Annotated in this window: 13 protein-coding genes; 9 read left to right on the top strand and 4 right to left on the bottom strand. The window is 70.2% G+C overall.

The window, feature by feature from the left end:
- On the top strand, positions 1–2,423 hold a 2,423-nt coding region (locus ACE3SG_RS02840; RefSeq protein WP_374562437.1), incomplete at its 5' end, for an NAD-glutamate dehydrogenase domain-containing protein.
- 169 nt (positions 2,424–2,592) lie between these two features.
- Here the strand turns inward: ACE3SG_RS02840 and ACE3SG_RS02835 are convergent.
- Positions 2,593–2,979, bottom strand: a complete 387-nt coding sequence (locus ACE3SG_RS02835) for a VOC family protein (RefSeq protein WP_374562436.1) — start codon at positions 2,977–2,979, stop codon at positions 2,593–2,595.
- Between the two features lie 219 nt (positions 2,980–3,198).
- Here ACE3SG_RS02835 and ACE3SG_RS02830 point away from each other — a divergent pair, with 219 nt between their 5' ends.
- Together ACE3SG_RS02830 and ACE3SG_RS02825 are read left to right on the top strand one after the other, a co-directional pair.
- Positions 3,199–4,719, top strand: a complete 1,521-nt coding sequence (locus ACE3SG_RS02830) for a S8 family serine peptidase (RefSeq protein ID WP_374562435.1) — start codon at positions 3,199–3,201, stop codon at positions 4,717–4,719.
- 8 nt (positions 4,720–4,727) lie between these two features.
- On the top strand, positions 4,728–4,982 hold the full coding sequence (locus ACE3SG_RS02825) for a hypothetical protein (RefSeq protein WP_374562434.1): 255 nt from the start codon (positions 4,728–4,730) through the stop codon (positions 4,980–4,982).
- Between the two features lie 56 nt (positions 4,983–5,038).
- Here the strand turns inward: ACE3SG_RS02825 and ACE3SG_RS02820 are convergent, their stop codons facing one another.
- From ACE3SG_RS02820 to ACE3SG_RS02810, 3 genes are all read right to left on the bottom strand, one after another.
- Positions 5,039–6,016 (bottom strand): glycoside hydrolase family 26 protein, encoded by a 978-nt coding sequence (locus ACE3SG_RS02820; protein WP_374562433.1) that lies wholly within the window; start codon positions 6,014–6,016, stop codon positions 5,039–5,041.
- Positions 6,017–6,244: 228 nt separating this feature from the next.
- Entirely contained in the window at positions 6,245–9,640 is a 3,396-nt protein-coding gene (locus ACE3SG_RS02815) for a two-component regulator propeller domain-containing protein (RefSeq protein ID WP_374562432.1), read from the bottom strand.
- Positions 9,641–9,748: 108 nt separating this feature from the next.
- On the bottom strand, positions 9,749–11,527 hold the full coding sequence (locus tag ACE3SG_RS02810; protein ID WP_374562431.1) for a DUF885 family protein: 1,779 nt from the start codon (positions 11,525–11,527) through the stop codon (positions 9,749–9,751).
- Positions 11,528–11,660: 133 nt separating this feature from the next.
- On the opposite strand from ACE3SG_RS02810, the gene ACE3SG_RS02805 reads away from it, so the two are divergent.
- The 6 genes from ACE3SG_RS02805 to lspA all read left to right on the top strand — a co-directional run bounded on the left by ACE3SG_RS02805 (position 11,661) and on the right by lspA (position 19,811).
- On the top strand, positions 11,661–12,653 hold the full coding sequence (locus ACE3SG_RS02805) for a P1 family peptidase (RefSeq protein WP_374562430.1): 993 nt from the start codon (positions 11,661–11,663) through the stop codon (positions 12,651–12,653).
- Positions 12,650–13,336 carry a 16S rRNA pseudouridine(516) synthase gene (locus ACE3SG_RS02800; protein WP_374562429.1) on the top strand — a complete coding sequence of 229 codons (687 nt, stop codon included), beginning with the start codon at positions 12,650–12,652 and terminating at the stop codon, positions 13,334–13,336. The genes ACE3SG_RS02805 and ACE3SG_RS02800 overlap by 4 nt, the downstream gene beginning before the upstream one ends.
- A 43-nt stretch (positions 13,337–13,379) precedes the next feature.
- Complete coding sequence (locus ACE3SG_RS02795; protein WP_374562428.1) at positions 13,380–15,191, top strand: ATP-binding protein; 1,812 nt, start codon at positions 13,380–13,382, stop codon at positions 15,189–15,191.
- 10 nt (positions 15,192–15,201) lie between these two features.
- A complete protein-coding gene (locus ACE3SG_RS02790; RefSeq protein WP_374562427.1) occupies positions 15,202–16,170 on the top strand; it encodes a bifunctional riboflavin kinase/FAD synthetase in 969 nt (322 codons plus the stop codon).
- 276 nt (positions 16,171–16,446) lie between these two features.
- Positions 16,447–19,308 (top strand): isoleucine--tRNA ligase, encoded by a 2,862-nt coding sequence (gene ileS, locus ACE3SG_RS02785; protein WP_374562426.1) that lies wholly within the window; start codon positions 16,447–16,449, stop codon positions 19,306–19,308.
- Complete coding sequence (lspA, locus tag ACE3SG_RS02780) at positions 19,308–19,811, top strand: signal peptidase II (RefSeq protein WP_374562425.1); 504 nt, start codon at positions 19,308–19,310, stop codon at positions 19,809–19,811. Before ileS ends, lspA begins: the two co-directional genes overlap by 1 nt.
- The last annotated feature ends 52 nt before the right edge of the window (positions 19,812–19,863 follow it).

The following is a 19,863-nucleotide window of genomic DNA, read 5'->3' as shown; positions in this document are numbered from 1 at the left end:
TCTTCGTCTACTCGCCGCGCTTCGAGGGCATCCACCTGCGCGGCGGCAAGGTCGCTCGCGGTGGTCTGCGCTGGTCCGACCGGCCGGAAGACTTCCGCACCGAGGTGCTGGGTCTCGTGAAGGCGCAGATGGTGAAGAACACCGTCATCGTGCCGGTCGGCTCGAAGGGCGGCTTCGTGCTGAAGAAGGCGCCGCCGGCGACCGACCGCGACGCCTTCATGAAAGAAGGCATCGCCTGCTACCAGGACTACCTGCGCGGCCTGCTCGACCTGACCGACAACCTGAACGGCACCACCGTCGTGCCGCCGCCGCAGGTCGTGAAGCTCGATGCCGACGACCCCTACCTGGTGGTGGCCGCCGACAAGGGCACCGCCACCTTCTCGGACTACGCCAACGCCGTCAGCAAGGAATACGGCCACTGGCTGGGCGACGCGTTCGCCTCCGGCGGCAGTGTCGGCTACGACCACAAGGCGATGGGCATCACCGCCCGCGGCGCGTGGGAGAGCGTCAAGCGCTTCTTCCGTGAGCGTGGCACCGACATCCAGACGACCGACTTCACCGTGGTCGGCGTCGGCGACATGTCGGGCGACGTGTTCGGCAACGGCATGCTGCTGTCCAAGCACATCCGGCTGATCGCGGCCTTCGACCACCGCCACATCTTCATCGACCCGACGCCCGATGCGGCCACCTCGTTCGCCGAGCGCGAGCGCATGTTCAAGCTGCCGCGCTCGTCCTGGGCCGACTACTCGACCGAGCTGATCTCGGCCGGCGGCGGCGTGTGGGCACGCTCGGAGAAGTCGATCCCGATCTCGCCGCAGGCGCGCGCCGCGCTGGGCATCGAGGCCGATCGGATGGCACCGAACGAGCTGCTGTCGGCGATCCTGAAGGCGCCGGTGGACCTGCTCTACAACGGCGGCATCGGCACCTACGTGAAGGCCACCAGCCAGACCCATGCGGATGTCGGCGACCGCGCCAACGATGCGATCCGCATCAACGGCCGCGAGCTGCGCTGCAAGGTGATCGGCGAAGGCGGCAACCTCGGCTTCACCCAGCTGGGGCGCATCGAGGCGGCGCTGAACGGCGTCTCGCTGAACACCGACGCGATCGACAACTCGGCCGGCGTCGACACCTCGGACCACGAGGTCAACATCAAGATCTTGCTGGGCCTGGCCGTCGCCGACGGCGAGATGACCGAGAAGCAACGCAACGCCACGCTGGCGCAGATGACCGACGAGGTCGCCGCGCTGGTGCTGCGCGACAACTACTTCCAGACCCAGGTGCTGTCGGTGACGCACCGGCTGGGCGCGAAGCTGCTCGACCAGGAGGCGCGCTTCATGCGCTTCCTCGAAAAAGCCGGCCGGCTGAACCGTGCGATCGAGTTCCTGCCGACCGACGACGAGATCGCCGATCGTGCGGCCCACGGTGTCGGCCTGACGACACCCGAGCGCGCGGTGCTGCTGGCCTACTGCAAGATGTGGCTGTTCGACGAGATCGTCGCGTCCGACCTGCCCGAAGACCCGTGGATCGGCAGCGCGCTGGAGCGTTACTTCCCGGCCGCACTGCGCGAGAGCATGGCCGGCTACATCCCGCGCCACCCGCTCAAGCGCGAGATCGTCTCGACCCACGTGCTCAACAGCATGGTCAACCGTGTCGGCTCGACCTTCGTGCACCGGCTGGCCGACATGACCGGCGCCAAGCCGGCGCAGGTCGTGCGGGCCTACCTCTGCACCCGCGAGGTGATGGGCCACGTGGCGCTGTGGCAGCAGGTCGAAGCGCTCGACAACGTGGTGCCCGATGCCGTGCAGTCCGAGATGCTGGTCGAAGAAGGTTGGCTGACCTCGCGCGCGACCACCTGGTTCTTGCGCTACCGGCGCCTGAACGAGCCGATGGAGCAGACCTTCACCCGCTTCCGCGCCGCGGTCGAGGCGCTGCGCGAGCCGCTGGCCGCGCAGGCCGCCTCGTCACCACAGGCCCAGGCCTGGGTCGCCGCCGGCGTGCCGGCGGCGCTGGCGCACCGCGTGGCCAGTGCCGACGGGCTCTACGCTGCGCTCGACATCGCCGAAGTGGCCGAGAGTGCCAAGCGCGATGTGACCGAGGTCGGCGAGGTGCATGTGGGCGTTGCCAGCCGGCTGGGCCTGGCGAGCCTGCGCCAGCAGATCGACGCCCTGCCCGGCACCAGCCATTGGCAGAGCCTGGCCAAGAACGCGCTGGGCGACGATCTGGCCGGCCTGCAACGCGCAATCACGCAAGAGGTGCTGGGGTCAGGCCAAGGGGGCTCGGCGCAGATGCTGGCCGCCTGGGAGGCCGCCAACGCGGTCTCGCTGGAGCGCGCGCAGCGGGTGCTGGTGGAGCTGGCCGACACCAAGAACGCTGACCTGGCAATGCTGTCAGTTGCGCTGCGCGAGTTGCGCAACCTGGCGTAGTGGAGCCCCCACGCCCCCTCTGGGGGCTGCCCCCCGAGGGGGCTCGCGCAGCGGACTGGCAAAGCCAGCTCCGCGCACGCCACTTGATGGGGGCGGCGCTGCGCGCGCCCCGGGGGGCTCACTTCCCGTTCGGATTGAGCTCGGCGAAGGCGTTCAACACGTGCCGGGCTCAGGCAGGCTGGTGGCAGACGGCTTCGATGTTGTGGCCGTCTGGGTCGCGCACGAAGGCGCCGTAGTAGTGCGGGTGGTAGTGGGGCCGCAGGCCCGGCGGGCCGTTGTCGGTACCGCCGGCCTCGATGGCCGCCTTGTAGAACGCGTCCACCAGCGCCCGGCTGTCGACCCGAAATGCCACGTGGATCGGCGGCTTGTTCGGCGCGCCACCGTGGATCCAGAAATCCGGCTTCGGCGCTTCACCGAAGCCGGCCACGCCGACGCCGCCGGTGAATTGCTTCGGCACTTCCATCAGCATGCTGTAGCCGATCGGCGCGAGTGCGTCGCTGTAGAAGCGCTTGCTGCGTTCGTAGTCGCTGACGCCAATGCCGGTGTGGTCGATCATGGCAGGCCTCCTTGATGCCTTGAGCTGAAAGCGCGGATCGTCTCACGGCGGTGGATCGTTGGGTGAGCCTGCTGTCGGCCATGCTGGACGCCGAAAAGAGCGCTGGAGGGACCGAGCGCCCCCGCCGGGATGTCGGCGAAACGAGCTGTCACCAACTCGAGATGCCGGCATGGTGTGCGGGGTGTCGCAACGCTGAACCCTCCAACCACAATCGCCGCCATGCAAAACGCAGAACGCCCACGACGTTTCATCGTGATCCCCAAGGACGGGCTGACCGACGACACCAGCACGCCGGCGAAGACCGCTCGCCTGCTGTCGATACCGGTCATCACCGGCGCCCACCTGGCCGACGCCGGCCACGCCGCCAAGGCAGCGGCGGCGCCCGCACTGACCATCGTCAACACGGCCCCGTCGGACGGCTCGGTGCTGGTCGACGCCGACCACGCCACGCTCGACCAGGTCAGGGCACGCGCGCCCGAAGGGGCCAAGGTGTTCGAGGAGCAGTGGTACCCGCTCGAACGCGCGCGCGGCCCCTGGCACACACTGCGCGCCCCGGCCAGGGCCGGCGCCGGCGGCACCCGCCGCAAGGTCTTTGCATGGACCGTCACCGTGCGGGTCGACGGCGACAAGCCCAAGTTGCTCGGCGATGCGCTGGTCACCGCGATGCTCGACGAGGCCGACGGCGTGGGCGTGGCCGCGACGACCGACCGCTACGGCCGCGCCCAGCTCGATTTCGACGAAGCCCCGGGCGAGGTGCAGGCGCTGTATGTCGACCCGCTGCACGGTGGCTGGCCGATCCGACTGGCGAGCGTGGTGGTCTCGGCCGACGGCTTCGAGGCGATCGTGCCGCCGCTCGACCTGCACGCGCCGGATGCCCGCGGCCTGGTCTACGGCCACCCGCCGGCTGCCGGTGGGCGCGGTGTCAAGGTCGGCGTGGTCGACACCGGCGTCGGCCCGCACGACAACTTGGCCGTGGTCGGTGGCCGCAACACGACCGAAGAACAACCGCGCCGCTGGCGCGACTGGGACGGCCACGGCACCCACGTGGCCGGCGTGATGGCGGCCACGGCCGAAGGCTGGCGCCGCGGGGAGGCCAGCCATGTGCAGCTGTGCGCCTACCGGATCTTCGAAGACGGCGTCGAAGAAGCCTCGACCTTTGCGATCGCCGCGGCCATCAAGCAGGCCGCGCTCGACGGCTGCGACCTGGTCAACCTGAGCATCGGCGGCGGCGCGGCCGATGGCGCGGTGCGCGACGCGATCGAGCAGGCCTGGGGCCTGGGCTGCGTGTGCATCGCCGCGACCGGCAACGACGGCAAGGCGAGCGTGGCCTACCCGGCCCGCTACCCGAAGGCGGTGGCGGTCACGGCCATCGGCCTGCGCGAGAGCTGGCCCGCCGGCGCCCACCTCGAATGGACCCTCAGCCCCTCGGCCGGCAAGCCGCTGGGTGGCAAGCCGAGCTTCTTGGCCCGGTTCTCGAACCGCGGCGACAAGGTGGCGCTCACGGCCCCGGGTGTGGCGATCGTCTCGACGATCCCGAACGACCGCTGGGGCGTGATGTCGGGCACCTCGATGGCCACGCCGGTGGCCACCGGCGTGCTGGCCCGGCGGCTGGCGGCCAGCCCGGTGCTCGACATGCCGCGCGACGCCCGGCGCGCCGAGGCGATCCTGGCGCTGGCGACCGACCACGCCGAAGACCTCGGATTGCCCGCGACTATGCAAGGCAAGGGGCTGGCGCGATAATTGAGCCCATGGCAAGGTATGTGTTTCATTTGCCGCTGAGCCTGGACACCAAAGCGGTGTCGGCCGCGAAGAAGACAGCCACGTCGCTCGGCGCCACGGTCGTTCGCACCGCCGCCGGGCAGATGCTGGTCGACACCACCCCCTCCCGGGCCGCCAAGGTCGCCCAGGCGCTGCCCGAGTGGCGATACGACCTCGAACGCGTGGGCGCCCGCCTGCCCGAGAAACCACCGCTCACCCGCGCCAAATTCGCCACCGCGCGCTGAACCCCGAACACATGCGAAGGGCCCTCTCCAAGAGGGCCCTTCTGCTTTGTGACGGCCTACTTGGTGTCGGCGAAATGGGGGTCGTGGGCGATCGCCTTGAAGGCCTCCAGGCCCGGCCCTTGCAGCTCGTAGCCCGAGCCTTCGTAGCTGCGGTCTTCCTTCTTCAGCTTGCCCGCGTTCTGCCACCACAGGAACGCCTTGATCTGCGGGTGCGTCTTCAGGAACTCACGCGCGGTCTGCAGCCACAGCGTCTGCGGGTCGGGGTTCTTCTTGGGGTCGCTCACGGCGCCGGTCTCGGCCACCATCAGCGGCTTGCCCATCGGCGCCGCGGCCGCATAAAAGGCCAGCATGCCCGGGTCGGTGGCGAAGGACTTGGCCTGGTTGCCCTTGTTGTAGTTGTCGATGCCGATCCAGTCGACATAGTCGTTGCCGGGGTAGAAGTACTTCCACTGCCCCGATTCCCAGGCGTTGTGGCCCGGCGCAAAGACCCACTCGATGTTGGTCGCGCCGGTCTTGCGGAACAGGTCGACGATGTGCTTCCACGCCGCGATGTACTTGGTGCCGGCCAGTTGCAGGTTGGTCTTGACCTTGAACCCGGTGAAGCAGGTGTTCTCCTGGTTGTTGGTCATCTCGTAGTTGTAGCGCACGAGGATCGGCGGGCCACCCAGGGCCTTGACCTGCTCGGCCTGCTTGCGCAGCTGGTCGTCGTAGGTGCCGGCGTTGATCGCATCGGCCGTCGCGCAGCCCTTGGTCGGGTCGCTGCGCTGCAGGACGATGCGCCACGACAGCATCGAGCGCCGGCCGTTGGCGTTGTTCCACTTGACGCGGTCGGTGTCGGGAAACAGCGCCCAGTCTTCATGGTCGTTGTCGATCGTCAACTTGCGGCCGATCGCCTTCTCGAAGGCCTCGAACTTCTCCTTCGAGCGGGGGTCGTGCTGCGAGCCGACATGGGCGCCGATCAGCACCCTGGGCTCGGCCGAGACATTGACGCTGGTCAGCAAGGCCAGGCAGAAAAGCGGCAGCAGGCGGTTCATGTCGTCACTCCTTTGGATTTGGTGTCGTCAGCGTGGCAGCGGGCAATGCGCCACGGGCACCGACGTGTCGGTCAGGGTCCCGGGCAACCGATGTGCCCGCCATCTGCCCGGTCAAGCCGCCAGCGTGCAGGTTACCGGACGCCGTGTTTCGCCGTACGCGCCGAACGTTTCCATCGGTTCACGTTGCGCGCCGCGCCGGCCAGGACCGCCGCTGCTGCCAGCCCTTGCTCAGCCCGGCGCCGACGCCGGGCTCAGCGGCCAGTTGGCGCTGTCGGTGGCGCCGGCTTCGGGCGCCAGCGCCTGGGCGACCACGTCCAGCGGCCGGTTGCTGGTGGTGCGGATCTCACCATCGAGCAGGGCTTTTTGCGGCCCGCCGTTGGCGGTGGCGAACAGGCTCTCGGCCTGCGCGCCGTCGGCCGCGTGCAGGCCGACCCAGGCGTCGCGGCCGGCGCGTTTGGCGGCGTACAGCGCCAGGTCGGCCAGCCGCACCACGTCTTGCCAGCCCAGCGCGTGGGGCCGCCACGGCAGATAGGGCAGGCAGGCGAAGCCGATCGAGCAGGTCACCGTCAGCAGCTTGCCGCCGTCGATCAAGAACGGGCTCTCGGCGATCACTGTGCGCATGCGCTCGGCCAGCTCTTCGGCGCGGCCACGGTCGGTGTCGCGGGCGACGGCCAAAAACTCTTCGCCACCCCAGCGCACCAGGTAGTCGGACTCGCGCATCACCGAGCGCAGCCGGCGGCTGAACTGCACCAGCACCGCATCGCCCACCGCGTGGCCATGCACGTCGTTGACACGCTTGAAGTGGTCGACGTCGAGCAGGAAGAACACGCTGTCGGTGTCGACCGGGGTGGCGCCGGCCGCGCGCGCCTCTTGCCAGCGGCGCAGGCTGGCGGCGATGTCTTGCTCGATGTGGTCGGTCAGGAAGCGGCGGTTGTGCAGGCCGGTCAGCGGGTCGGTGATGCTGCTGAGTTCGAGCACCAGCGACTTGTCTTTCAGGGCCTTGTGCAGCGCCTCGAGCTCGGCGGTGCGCTCGCGCACCTTGCGCTCGAGCTCGGCATGGCGCGCGCGCAGCAGCCGGGTGCGCACCTGCACGACGACGACCAGCGCGCTGAACAGGGCCAGTGCCACGCCGAGGCGGAACCACAGCGTCTGGTTCCAGGCCGGCCGCACGCGGATCGGCAAGCCGACGACGCGCTCGCTCCAGACACCGTCGCGGTTGGAGCCACGCAGCAGCAGCCGGTAGCTGCCCGGCGGCAGGTTGGTGTAGGCGGCGAGCCGGCGCGAGGCGTCGGTCTCGACCCAGTCGGCATCGAAGCCTTCGAGCTTGTAGGCGTAGCGGTTGCGCTCGGGCGCCGAAAAGTCGATGGCCGAGAACTCGACCGCCAGGCTGTTCGACTCCGGCGGCACGATCAGCGCGTTGGCCGCCGCGACGGCCGCGTTGGCCAGGTCGGTCGCCGCGTAGCGCGCGGCGGGCAGGCTGCGGCCGCCCAGCTTCAGGTCGGTGACCACCACCGCCGGGTTGTACTGCCAGGCATGCAGCCGCTCGGGCCGCACGATGGTCATGCCGCCAGCGCCACCGAACAGCAGCTCGCCTTCGGGGGTACGGGCAGCCGAGCCGGTCCAGTAGGTCGGGAAGACCACGCCCTCGGCGCGGCGCAGCGCGCGCACCGCCAGATTGCCCGGGCTGATCCTGGCCAGGCCGTTGTCGGTGCTGGCCCAGACCTGGCCCTGCGGGTCTTCGAGCAGGGCGTTGACGTTGCCGTCGGGCAGGCCCTGCGGGGTGCCCAGGCGAATCACGCGGCCATTCCGGTCGGCAAGCGGCAGCAGGTCGATACCGCCGCCGTAGGTGCCGACCCACAGGCGCCCTTGCGCATCAGGCAGCAAGGCGGTGACGAAACCGGCCGACAGGCCCCGCGGCGCCGCGGGGTCGGGCAGGTAGTGCGTCACCTCACCGGTCGCCGGGTCGACCTGGTTCAGGCCGTAGCGTGTGCCGACCCACAGCGTGCCGTGGGTGCCCTTGGCCAGCACGACGATGCGCTGGTCGCTCAGGCCACCCGGCGCCGCGCCGCGCAGCACCGGCGTGGCGGTGCGGCTGCGCAGGTCGTATTTCCACAGGCCATCGGTCTGCCCGCCGACCCACAAGGTGTCGCCATCGGCCAGCAGCGCCCAGGTCGACGCGGCCTGGTCGCGGCCCGGCAGCGTGACCCGCTCGACGCGGCGGCCGTCTGCCCCGGCGTGGTACAGCCCACGCTTGGTGCCGATGAAGACGCCACCATCGGGCGCGCGCTCCATGCCGAGCACGATGTCTTGCGGCAGCGCGGTGTCCGGGTGCGCCGGGTCGGGCCGCAGCATGCCGACGCGGGCGCCGGTGCCGTCGAGGATGTCGATGCCGCTCTTGTGCGTGCCGAGCCAGAGCCGGCCGTTCGGCATCGGCTGGATCCAGCTGATCTCGGTGCTGGCGCGGGTGGTCAGCGGCGCGTCGCTGGCGGCGGCGCCGAAGCGCGTCAGGATCGCCGACTGGCGTGGGTCGTGCCGGCTGATGCCGCGGTTGGTGGCCACCCACACCAGGCCGGCGCGGTCGCGGTGCAGGTCGCGCAGCGCGTTGTCGGGCAGGCTCATCGGCCAGGTCGGCACGTTGCGGATGCGGTGGGTTTCGCCCTGCGCCAGGTCGACCGAGACGATGCCCTGGCCGACGGTGCCGATCCACATCTCGCCGGGCTGCACCTCGGCCAGCGTGACGATCTGGCGGTCGCGCAGCAGGTCCACCCCGTCGGGCGACATGGTTTCGAGCACGGGGCGGGCCGGGCCCTGGCCGCGGTCGTCGAGCACGAAGGCCCCATGCTGCAATGTGCCGACCCACAGGCGGCCGGCGCTGTCTTCGGCCAGCGTCTGCGGCTCGGGCTGGGCGCCGTGGCCCGACAGCAGCCGCACCGGCTTGAACTGGTCGCCATGCGGCTCGCGGCGGAACAACCCCGCCGCGCTGCCCACCCACAGCGCGCCGGCGGAGTCGCGCAGCACCACATGCACCCGCGTGCCGGCGAGCCCGGCCCAGCCGCTGCCGCCGTCGGTGGCATGCACGATGCTGCCGCTGGCGGGGTCGAGGTGGTCCAGCCCGCCGTCGGTGGCCACCCACAGGCCCCCGGCGCCGTCGTCGTCGATCGAGCGCACGCTGACGTGGCTCAAGCCCTTGTCACCGACCGGGTAGCTGACGAAGCGGTCGCTGGCGGCGTCGTAGCGCACGATGCCGGCCGAGCTGGTGCCGACCCACAGCGTGCCGTTGGCGTCGCCGTGCAGCGTCTGGATGAAGTTGTCCGGCAGCGCGCCGGGGGCGTGCAGGTCGGCCTTGTAGACGCGGAAGCGGTAGCCGTCCCAGCGCGCCAGGCCGCCCAGCGTGCCGACCCACAAGAACCCCTGCCCGTCCTCGGCCACCGCGGTGGCGATCTCGTTGGGCAGGCCGTTGTCCTGCGTCAGGTGCTGGAAGGTGATCTCGGTCAGTTGTGACCAGCGCTTGGCCGGCGCCGCCGCCGGTGCCGCCGCCGCCCCCGCCGCGCACGCCGCCACCAGCAGGCCGCGAACGAGCGTCAGCACACGGTGGCAAGACGGGAAACGGGGGGACAACAGCACAGGAAACGTCGTCGGCAGAGCGGGTTACCAGCAGTTGCAGATTCTCGCCCACCGGCGCCGGACTGCAATGTGGCGGAATGCCTATTCGGCAACAGGGCAAGCCCGAGGTCAATGGCCTGCCGGCGCGCGGCGCCGCAGGGCGATCCAGCTGTCGATGCGGGCCTCGAGCGCCGGCAGCGGCACCGAGCCCGTCTCCAGCACCGCGTCGTTGAAGTCACGCAGGTCGAAACGGGCACCCAACGCCTGCTGCGCCCGCTGGCGCAGCTCGGAAATCTTCAGCTGGCCGATCTTGTAGGCCAGTGCCTGGCCGGGGTCGCCGATGTAGCGGTCGACCTCGTTGACGATGTCCAGCTCGGTCTTGGGCGCGTTGTCCTTGAAGTAGGCGATCGCCTGGTCGCGGCTCCAGCCCTTGGCGTGCAGCCCGGTGTCGACCACCAGGCGCACCGCGCGCCACATCTCGTAGGTCAGCTGGCCAAAGCGCTCGTACGGGTCGTCGTACAGGCCCATGTCGTAGCCCAGCTGCTCGGCATAGAGCGCCCAGCCCTCGCTGTAGGCCACGAAATAGGCCGTCTTGCGGAACATCGGCATCTCGGGCAGCTCGAGCTGGCGGGCGAACTGGAAGTGGTGGCCCGGCACCGCCTCGTGCAGCGCGAGCGGCAGCATCTCCCAGCGCGGGCGCGACTCGGGCTGGTACAGGTTGGCGTAGAAGTAGGCCGCGCGGCTGCCGTCGGCCGCGCCGCCCTGGTAGTAGCCGGCGGTCGCGTCGGGCGCGGCCTCGGCCGGCACCGGGCGCACGCCATAGGGCATGCGCGGCACGGTGCGGAAGGCGCGCACCAGCTCGGGGTCGATGCGCTTGGCCACCGCGCGGTAGGCCTCCAGCAGCGCCTCGGGCGTCGGGCAGAAGAACTTCGGGTCGCGGCGCAGGAACTTGAAGAACTCGTCCCGCGTGCCCTTGAAGCCGGTTTCGGCCTGCAGCTTGTCCATCGCCGCGCGCAGCCGCGCGACCTCTTTCAGGCCGATCTCGTGGATCGCATCGACGCTCAGGTCGGTGGTGGTGTAGTAGCGGGCGCGAAACGCGTAGTAGGCCGCGCCGTCGGGGCCTTCGGTGGCCGCCACCGACGCACGCGCCTTCGGCAGGTAGCTGGTGTTCACATAGTCCAGCAGTTGGCGGTAGGCCGGCACGATGCGCTCGCGCACATGCTGCAGCGCCTGGGCGCTGAGCGCCTGACGGTCGGCCTCGGCCACCGCGGCAGGAAAGCGCAGGAACGGCCGGTAGAACGGGCTGGCCGTGGGGTCGTCGACGATCTGCGCGCTGATCTGCGCCGGCACCCGCTCGATCAGCACCCGCGGCGGCACGTGGCCGGTGCGAACGCCTTCCTGCATCAGCGCGATCACCTGGTCGATCACTTGAGGCAATGTGGCCATGCGGGCCAGGTAGCGCCGGTAGCCAGCCACATCGTCGAACGGCATGATCTCGGCGATGCCGGCGGCCAGCTGCACCCCGCTGCGCTGGTTGATCGGCTCGAGGTATTCGCGAAAGCGCTGGCGCTCGACCGCGCGCTTCAGCTGCCATTCGAAGGTGTCGTAGTGCACCCGGTCGGCGGCCGACAGGGCCTGCCGGTTGATCGTGTGCAGCCTGGCCAGCGCCGCGCGGTCGGCCGCCTCTTGCCTGGCGATCGTGGCCAGGCTCATGTCGCTCCAGCGGTCGTCGTAGCGTGTGTCGCCGTTGTAGCTGGCGGTCTCGGGGCTCTCGCGCAGCGTGCGCTCCCATTCGTCCGAGAACAGCTGGTGCAAGGCGCGCGCGGCCGGCGCGGGTTTCGCGGTGGCGGCAGGCGCCCACACCAAGCAGCCGACCGATGCGGCCAGGACCATCGCAAAACGCAGCATGCTGGGGGCCTCCCGTAAAGCGGCGATGTTAGTGGTGCAGGTCCCGCAGAACATGCCGTTTGCGGTTCCATTCAAGGGGGCTGTGCCGAGTTTTCTTTCGTGCCCGCCCGGGTTGGCTGGCTACCATCGCGGCATGTCCATCCCACCTGCATCGTTCGGCGACATCGCCGGCCTGAAGATCGGCCACTACACCGACGCGCGCCGCGCCACGGGCTGCACGGTGCTGCTGTGCGAGGCCGGCGCGGTGGCCGGTGTCGACGTGCGCGGCGGCGCCACTGGCAGCCGCGAGACCGCGCTGCTGGCGCCCGGCGCGCTGGTCGACCACGTCCACGCCGTGCTGCTGACCGGCGGCAGCGCCTTCGGGCTCGACGCCGCCGGCGGCGTGATGCGCTGGCTCGAAGAGCGCGGCCACGGCCTCGCGGTCGGCCCGGCGCGGGTGCCGATCGTGCCGGCCGCAGTGCTGTTCGACCTGTGGCTGGGTGATGCGGCCATCCGGCCCGATGCCGCGGCGGGCTACGCGGCCTGCGAAGCCGCCGTCCAAGGCCCGGTGGCCGAAGGCAACGTCGGTGCCGGCGCCGGCGCCACGGTCGGCAAGCTGTTCGGGCTGCCGCACGCGATGAAAGGCGGTATCGGTTGCGCGGCGCTGCGTATCGGCTGCACCACCGTGGCGGCGCTGGTGGTGGTCAACGCACTGGGCGACGTGTGCGACCCGGCCACCGGCGCACTCGTGGCCGGCGCCCGCGACGACAGCGGCCTGCGGCTGCGCGGCAGCCTGGCCGCGTTGGCCCGCGGCGAAGGCCCGGCATCGTTGCTGGCCGAGGCCAACACCACGATCGGCATCGTCGCCACCGATGCCACCCTCGACAAGGCGCAAGTCAACCGGCTGGCCGCGATGGCGCAGGCCGGCCTGGCCCGCAGCATCGTGCCGGCCCACACCCAGCACGATGGCGACCTGCTGTTCGCGCTGGCCACGGGCGGCGTGTCCTGCCCAATCGAATCCACCCAGCTCAGCGTGCTGGGCGCGTTGGCCGCCGAAGCGGTCAGCCAGGCGGTGCTGCGCGGCGTGCGCGCGGCCACCGGGCTGCCCGGCCTGCCGGCGGCGCGTGATCTCATCGCCCACCCATGAAACTCACACAGATCCTGTTCAGCCAAGGTTTTGGCACCCGCCGCGTCTGCGCCGGCCTGGTCGATGCCGGCCTGGTGCGCCACCAAGGCCAAACCCTCGACGACCCCAACATCGACCTGCCCACCGAAGGCCTGGTGCTGGAGGTCGAGGGCAAGCCCTGGCCCTTCCATGCGCAGGCGCTGGTGATGCTGCACAAGCCGGCCGGCTACGAGTGCTCGCAAAAGCCCAAGCACCACCCCAGCGTGCTGACGCTGCTGCCCCCGCCGCTGCGCCAGCGAGGCGTGCAGCCGATCGGCCGGCTGGACGAAGACACCACCGGCCTGCTGCTGCTGACCGACGACGGCAAGCTGATCCACAAGCTCACCTCACCCAAGCACCATGTGCCCAAGGTCTACGAGGTCGGCTGCAAGCACCCGGTTGATGCAACCCAGGTCGAGCGCCTGCTGGCCGGCGTGGTGCTCGACGACGACCCGGCACCCGTGCGCGCTGCCGCCTGCGAGGCGGTCGGTGAACGTGGCCTGCGGCTGACGCTGACCGAGGGCAAGTACCACCAGGTCAAGCGCATGGTCGCGGCGGTCAGCAACCGCGTCGAGACGCTGCACCGCAGCACGTTCGGCCCGCTGGTGCTGCCGGCCGACCTGGCCCCCGGGCAGTGGCGGTGGGTGCCCGGCTGGCCGGGTTGACCAGCATCCCGGCGCTGGCGCCGCTGCCTATCATGGGGCGGCCATGGATACGCTTGCACCGGCCCCACCACCGACGGGCCTGACGCCGAACGCAGACGACCGGCAGACGGTCGCCGCTCAGGTTGCCGTCGAGCAGGTGCGCATCCTGTACGAGCGCACACCGCAGGCGTTGTGGGGTGGGCTCGCCTTTGCGGCACTGCTGGCCTGGGGCTTTGCACCGATCATCGGCGCCGGCCTGGCGTGGGGCTGGTATGGCGCCAAGGTGCTGCTCTGGGCCGTGCGCTACACCCAATGGCGCCGCTTCACGCGCGACGCCGACTGGCCGCAGCGCGCCGAACGCTGGCGCCGGCAACACGACCTGCTGGCCACGCTCGACGGCCTGACCTGGGGCGCCGTCGGGCTCGCCGGCCATGCGGCCAAGCCCAGCCTGCTCGACGGCGTGGTGCTGGCCTCGCTGGTGGGCGTGGCCTCGGTCGGTGTGTTCACGCTCAGCAGCCACCTGCGCCAGGCGATGCATTTCATCACCGCGACGCTGCTGCCGGTCTTTCTGGTGCACCTGCTGCAAGGCGGCGTCTACGCGGGGCTGGTGGCGGGCGGCCTGGCGATCTACTTCAGCGTCATCCTGGTCGAGGGCCGCAGCAGCCACGGCCGAATGCTCGAGCTGCTGCGCCTGCGCTTCGAGAACGCGGCCATCGCCGACCAGCGCCATCGCGCCTTGCTGCTGGCCGAGCACTCGAACGCCGCGAAAAGCCGCTTTCTCGCCACCGTGAGCCACGAGCTGCGCACGCCGCTGAACGGCATCCTGGGCATGTCGCAGCTGATGGCGCTGGAGGGCCTGACGCCCGAGCAAGCCAGCCGCAACCTGGTGGTGCAGAACTCGGCCGAACACCTGCTCAGCGTGATCGGCGACCTACTCGATGTGTCGCGCATCGAGTTCGGCCGCATCGAGCTGCACCCACAGCCGGTGGCGCTGCAGGCGCTGCTCGACGAAGTGGCGGCGCTGCTGCGGCCGGTGGCCCAGGCCAAGGGGCTGCATCTGCAATGGCAGACCGGGCCGGCGCTGCCGCTGCATGTGCAGTGCGACCCGGTGCGGGTCAAGCAGGTGCTGCACAACCTGGTCGGCAATGCGATCAAGTTCACCGCCGCGGGCGAGGTGCGGCTGGCGGCCAGCCAGCGCGATGGTCTGATCGTCTTCACGGTCAGCGACACCGGCGAAGGCATCCCGCCGGCCGAGGTCGAGCGCATCTTCTCGGCCTTCGAGCAGGCACCGGCCAGCACCGACGCCCGGCACGCCGGCACCGGCCTGGGCCTGACGATCTCGCGCCACCTGGCCCGCGCGATGGGCGGCGACGTGGTCTGCCGCCTGTCCGCGGGCCCGGGGGCGGTGTTCGAGTTCACGATGGCCGATGTGCCCGCCAGCGACGAGCCGGCCACGAGCACCACCGCGCCGCATGCGCTGCCCGCGCTGCCGCCGGCCTGGGTGCTGGTGGTCGAGGACAACGCGGTCAACGCCCTGGTCGCCACCGGCATGCTTGAGCACCTGGGCCTGCGCTGGCGGCTGGCCAGCCATGGCGAGCAGGCGCTGGCGCTGCTGGCCGAGCAGCCCTTCGACCTGGTGCTGATGGACTGCCAGATGCCGGTGCTCGATGGTTTCGAAGCCACGCGCCGCTGGCGCGCCACCGAGGCCGCGCGGCCGGGCGCGAAGCGGCTGCCCATCATTGCGCTGACCGCCTTCGCGGTCGAAGGCGACAGCGAGAAGTGCCACGCGGCCGGCATGGACGGCCACCTCGCCAAGCCCTTCACGTTGCAAGCGCTGGCGGACGAGCTGTCGCGTCACCTGCGGACCACGGCATAACATCGCGCCCATGCGCATTCTTCGTGGCCTGCACCACCCTCACGCCCTGCCCGGCCCGGGCTGCGCGTTGACGATCGGCAATTTCGATGGCGTGCATCGCGGCCACCAGGCGATGCTGGCGCTGCTGAACAACGAGGCGAAGCACCGCGGGCTGCGCAGCTGCGTGATGAGCTTCGAGCCGCACCCGCGCGACTACTTCGCCACCCGGGCAGGCGCGGCGGACAAGGCCCCCACGCGCATCGCCACGCTGCGCGACAAGCTCGGCGAGCTGGCCCGCTGCGGTGTCGACGATGTGGTGATCCTGCGCTTCGACCAGTCGCTGGCCAGCCTGTCGGCCGAAGACTTCATCCAGCGGATGCTGGTCGACCGGTTAAACGCACGCTATGTGCTGGTCGGTGATGACTTCCGCTTCGGCGCCAAGCGCGCCGGCGACTACGCGCTGCTCGATGCGGCGGGGGCGAAGCTCGGCTTCGACGTGGCGCGGATGATGAGCTACGAGGTGCACGGCATCCGCGTGTCCAGCTCGGCCGTGCGCGAGGCCCTGTCCGCCGGCGACATGGAGCGCACGACCACGCTGCTGGGCCGGCCTTACGCGATCAGCGGCCACGTGGTGCATGGCAAGAAGCTCGGCCGCGAGCTGGGTTTTCGCACGCTGAACCTGCGCTTCCCGTTCAAGCGCCCCGCGGCGCACGGCATCTTCGTCGTACGCGTCCATGGCCTGGGCGGCGTGGCGCTGCCCGGCGTTGCCAGCCTGGGCGTGCGGCCGACGGTCGAAGACGCCGGCCGCGTGCTGCTGGAAACCCATTGCCTCGATTGGCCGAGCAGCTTCGGCCCCGAGGCCGGCTACGGCGAGCTGGTCTCGGTCGAGCTGCTGCACAAGCTGCACGACGAGCGCCGCTACGAGTCGCTCGACGCACTGCGCGCCGCGATCGCGCAGGACGAGGCGGACGCGCGCGCCTGGCTGCAGGCCCACGCCTGACTGGCCCGCGGCCCGCATCCTCAACCTGAGCGACGGCCGGCGCCCGGCCCGCGAACGCCCGGCCGCTAGAATCGGGCCATGCCTTCGAGCACCGTTCGCCCCACCACGCCCCGCGGGCACACCGCCACCCGGCGGCAAACCACGCGCGATCGAATTATTCCGGCCTGACGCGCCCGCCGCGTCAGCGCGCCCCGCGCGCCCATGCCCCGAGGGGTCTGCCGTCCAGCGGCCCCTGCCCATCCCGATCTGCCACGCGCCCACGCAGCGCGCCCCGCCATGACCGACGCCACCCCCGACTACCGCAGCACGCTGAACCTGCCCGACACGCCTTTCCCGATGCGCGGCGACCTCGCCAAGCGCGAGCCGGGCTGGGTCAAGCAGTGGGAAGAGCAAGGCACCTACAAACGCCTGCGCGAGGCCCGCTGCGGCGCGCCCAAGTTCATCCTGCACGACGGCCCGCCGTACGCCAACGGCCAGATCCACATGGGTCACGCCGTCAACAAGGTGCTCAAGGACATGATCGTCAAGGCCCGCCAACTGGCCGGCTTCGACGCGCAGTACGTGCCCGGCTGGGACTGCCACGGCCTGCCGATCGAGAACGCGATCGAGAAAAAGCACGGCCGCAACATCAGCCGCGACGACATGCAGGCCAAGAGCCGCGCCTACGCCACCGAGCAGATCGCGCTGCAGATGGGCGACTTCAAGCGCCTGGGCGTGCTGGCCGACTGGGACCGCCCCTACCGCACGATGGACTTCGCCAACGAGGCCGGCGAGATCCGCGCCTTCAAGCGCGTGATGGAGCGCGGCTTCGTCTACCGCGGCCTGAAGCCCGTCTACTGGTGCTTCGACTGCGGCTCGTCGCTGGCCGAGTTCGAGATCGAGTACGCCGACAAGAAGAGCCAGACGCTGGACGTGGCGTTCCTGTGCGCCGAGAACGACCGCCTGGCCGCCGCCTTCGGCCTGCCCTCGCTGGCCGGTGACGCCTTCGCGGTGATCTGGACGACCACCGCCTGGACGATCCCCGCCAACCAGGCGCTGAACTTGAACCCGAAGATCGAGTACGCGCTGGTCGAGACGAGCAAGGGCTTTCTCGTGCTGGCCGCGGTGCTGGTCGAGAAATGCCTGGCCCGCTACGGCCTCGAAGGCCGGGTGGTCGCGACGGCGCTGGGCGAGAACCTGGGCGGCATCCACTTCAAGCACCCGCTGGCCCACGTCGATGCCGGTTATGACCGCCTGAGCCCGATCTACCTGGCCGACTACGCCACCGCCGACGACGGCACCGGTATCGTCCACTCGTCGCCCGCCTACGGCGTGGACGACTTCAACTCCTGCGTCTCGCATGGGATGGCGTACGACGACATCCTGAACCCGGTGCAGGGCAACGGCTCGTATGCGCCGACGTTCCCGCTGTTCGGCGGCCAGAACATCTGGAAGGCCGTGCCGGTGATCATCGACACGCTCAAGTCAGCCGGCCGGCTGATGGCCACCGAGCAGATCACGCACAGCTACCCGCACTGCTGGCGCCACAAGACGCCGGTGATCTACCGCGCCGCGGCGCAGTGGTTCGTTCGCATGGACGAAGGCGTGGGCGTATTCACCAAGGACAAGGCACCCAAGACGCTGCGCCAGATGGCGCTGGACGCGATCGACCAGACCGGCTTCTTCCCCGAGAACGGCCGGGCCCGCCTGCGCGACATGATCGCCAACCGGCCCGACTGGTGCATCTCGCGCCAGCGCAGCTGGGGCGTGCCGCTGCCGTTCTTCCTGCACAAGGATTCGGGCGAGCTGCACCCGCGCACGATGGAGATCCTCGACCAGGCGGCCGACATCGTCGAAAAGGGCGGCGTCGAGGCCTGGAGCCGCGTGACGGCCGAAGAGATCCTCGGTGCGGCCGATGCGCCGAGCTACACCAAGAGCGCCGACATCCTCGAGGTGTGGTTCGACTCGGGCTCGACCTTCCAGCATGTGCTGCGCGGCACGCACGAGAAAGATGCCGCCGGCACCGCCAGCCACCACGAGCAAGGCCCCGAGGCCGACCTCTACCTCGAAGGGCATGACCAGCATCGCGGCTGGTTCCACTCGTCGCTGCTGATCGCTTCGGCGCTGCATGGCCGTGCGCCCTACCGCGGCCTGCTGACCCACGGCTTCACGGTCGACAGCCAGGGCCGCAAGATGAGCAAGTCGCTCGGCAACGGCATCGAGCCGCAAGAGATCAGCGGCAAGCTCGGGGCCGAGATCATCCGCCTGTGGGTGGCCGCCAGCGACTACTCGGGCGACATCGCCGGCGACAAGAACATCCTCGACCGCGTGGTGGACGGCTACCGCCGCATCCGCAACACGCTGCGCTTCCTGCTGGCCAACATCAGCGACTTCAACGCCGCCACCGACTCGGTCGCGGCCGACGAGATGCTGGAGGTCGACCACTACGCGCTGGCCCGCGCGAGCGAGCTGCAGGCCGAGATCCTGAAGCACTTCACCGCCTACGAGTTCCACCCGGTGGTCGCCAAGCTGCAGGTCTACTGCTCGGAAGACCTGGGCGCGTTCTACCTCGATGCGCTGAAGGATCGCCTCTACACGACCGCGCCGAAGAGCCTGGCGCGCCGCAGCGCGCAGACCGCGCTGTGGCACATCACGCAGGCGATGCTGCGCTGGATGGCGCCTTTCCTCAGCTTCACCGCCGAAGAGGCGTGGCAGGTGTTCGCGCACGGCACCGGGTCGAAGCAGACCATCTTCACCGAGACCTACTGGCCGCTGCCCACGCCCGACGCGGCGCTGTTGGCCAAATGGAACCGCGTGCATGAGATCCGCGACCTGGCCAACAAGGAGATCGAGGCGGTGCGCACCACCGGCGCGGTCGGCGCGTCGCTGCAGGCCAACCTGGTGATCACGGCCCCGGCGGAAGACGCCGCGCTATTGCGCTCGCTGGGTGACGACCTGCGCTTCGTCACGATCACCTCGGCGGTCAAGGTGATCGACGGCGCGGTGCTGTCGGTGGTCGTCACGCCCAGCACGTCGGCCAAGTGCGACCGCTGCTGGCACTACCGCGACGATGTCGGCGCCGACGCGGCCCATGCCACGATCTGCGGCCGTTGCGTCAGCAACCTGTACGGCGCGGGCGAGACCCGCAAGGTGGCCTGATGGCACGACGCTCGTCCTCCAGCGCTTCGTCCGGCCCCAGTCTGTGGATCTGGCTGGGCGTGGCGCTGGCCGTGATCCTGCTGGACCAGCTGACCAAGACGCTGATCCTCGGCGACTTCCAGTTCGGCGAGAGCCGCACCGTCACCTCGTTCTTCAACGTCGTGCGGGTGCACAACACCGGCGCGGCGTTCAGCTTCCTGGCCGGCGCCTCGGGCTGGCAGCGCTGGTTCTTCGTCGGCCTCGGTGCCACCGCCTCGGCAGTGATCGTCTGGATGCTGAAGAAGCACCCGACGCAGAAACTGTTCTGCTTCTCGATCGCGATGATCCTGGGCGGCGCGGTCGGCAACGTGATCGACCGGCTGATCCACGGCTACGTGGTCGACTTCATCCAGCTGCACTACGCCGGCCGTGCGTTCCCGTCGTTCAACCTGGCCGACAGCGCGATCACGCTGGGCGCGATCTGCCTGGTGCTGGACGAGCTGCTGCGGGTGCGCAAGAGCTGAACGGCGACAGCCCAAAGAAAAGCGCCGCCCGATGAGGCGGCGCTTTCGTTTG

The sequence above is a fragment of the Ideonella sp. genome, from assembly GCF_041914305.1.
GTDB lineage: Bacteria > Pseudomonadota > Gammaproteobacteria > Burkholderiales > Burkholderiaceae_C > Ideonella.
The sequence above is the reverse complement of the archived record's forward strand: the minus strand, read 5'-3'. Positions and strand labels throughout refer to the sequence as shown.

Bases quoted from the DNA above. Each gene is read 5' to 3' on its own strand.
- ACE3SG_RS02810 (WP_374562431.1), bottom strand. From the start codon at position 11,527: ATGCTGCGTTTTGCGATGGTCCTGGCCGCATCGGTCGGCTGCTTGGTG.
- ACE3SG_RS02820 (WP_374562433.1), bottom strand. From the start codon at position 6,016: ATGAACCGCCTGCTGCCGCTTTTCTGCCTGGCCTTGCTGACCAGCGTC.
- ACE3SG_RS02800 (WP_374562429.1), top strand. From the start codon at position 12,650: ATGAAACTCACACAGATCCTGTTCAGCCAAGGTTTTGGCACCCGCCGC.
- ACE3SG_RS02825 (WP_374562434.1), top strand. From the start codon at position 4,728: ATGGCAAGGTATGTGTTTCATTTGCCGCTGAGCCTGGACACCAAAGCG.
- ACE3SG_RS02790 (WP_374562427.1), top strand. From the start codon at position 15,202: ATGCGCATTCTTCGTGGCCTGCACCACCCTCACGCCCTGCCCGGCCCG.
- ileS (WP_374562426.1), top strand. From the start codon at position 16,447: ATGACCGACGCCACCCCCGACTACCGCAGCACGCTGAACCTGCCCGAC.
- ACE3SG_RS02795 (WP_374562428.1), top strand. From the start codon at position 13,380: ATGGATACGCTTGCACCGGCCCCACCACCGACGGGCCTGACGCCGAAC.
- ACE3SG_RS02835 (WP_374562436.1), bottom strand. From the start codon at position 2,979: ATGATCGACCACACCGGCATTGGCGTCAGCGACTACGAACGCAGCAAG.
- lspA (WP_374562425.1), top strand. From the start codon at position 19,308: ATGGCACGACGCTCGTCCTCCAGCGCTTCGTCCGGCCCCAGTCTGTGG.
- ACE3SG_RS02830 (WP_374562435.1), top strand. From the start codon at position 3,199: ATGCAAAACGCAGAACGCCCACGACGTTTCATCGTGATCCCCAAGGAC.
- ACE3SG_RS02805 (WP_374562430.1), top strand. From the start codon at position 11,661: ATGTCCATCCCACCTGCATCGTTCGGCGACATCGCCGGCCTGAAGATC.